This window comes from Aliidiomarina haloalkalitolerans, from assembly GCF_003987315.1.
In the GTDB taxonomy this organism is placed as follows: Bacteria; Pseudomonadota; Gammaproteobacteria; order Enterobacterales; family Alteromonadaceae; genus Aliidiomarina; species Aliidiomarina haloalkalitolerans.
The window spans coordinates 1-608 of sequence record NZ_PIPI01000028.1 but is presented as its reverse complement, the minus strand read 5'-3'; the positions used below and the strand labels follow the sequence as shown (position 1 = coordinate 608).

General features: G+C 56.2%; 1 protein-coding gene. It reads left to right on the top strand.

The annotated features are described in order from the left end of the window. Positions 1-608, top strand: a 608-nt coding sequence (locus CWE06_RS12355; protein WP_133307006.1) for an RHS repeat-associated core domain-containing protein, incomplete at both ends; no start/stop codon positions are given.

Below are 608 nucleotides of genomic sequence, written 5' to 3'. Positions count from 1 at the left end.
GGTTACACCGGCCACACCATGGTGAACGACCTGAACCTCATTCACATGGGTGGGCGCACTTACAACCCGGTGCTGGGGCGCTTTATGCAGGCGGACCCGTTTATTCAGGCGGGCGCAAACCTGCAGAACTACAACCGCTACAGCTATGTGCTGAATAACCCGCTGAGTTATACGGATCCGAGCGGGTATTTGTTTAAGCGATTGAATAAGGCCTTTGGTAGTTTTGCGCCTTTTGTGGGTATGGCTGCGGCAGTTTTCCTTGGGGGCGCGGGAGGGTTTTTCGTTAACATAGGTATTGAAGTCGGTGCCTCGCAGGTATTTGCCGGATTCATTGCAGGTGGAGTTGCCACCGGGAACCTCAGAGGGGCGGCGGTTGGCGCGATTAGTGGTGCAATGTTCCATTCCTTTAGCGGCATGGCAGCATCACCCACCAGAGCCTTTGTGAGTGGTGTCGGCGGCGGATTTACAAGCATGCTCGGCGGTGGCGCGTTCCACCATGGCTTTGTCAGTGCGGGAATGGGGCAAGTAGCAAACAATGCCGGCGGAGACCTAGCCACAAGCGTGATTTTAGGGGGCACTGCGTCGCAGGTTGTCGGCGGTAAGTTTGC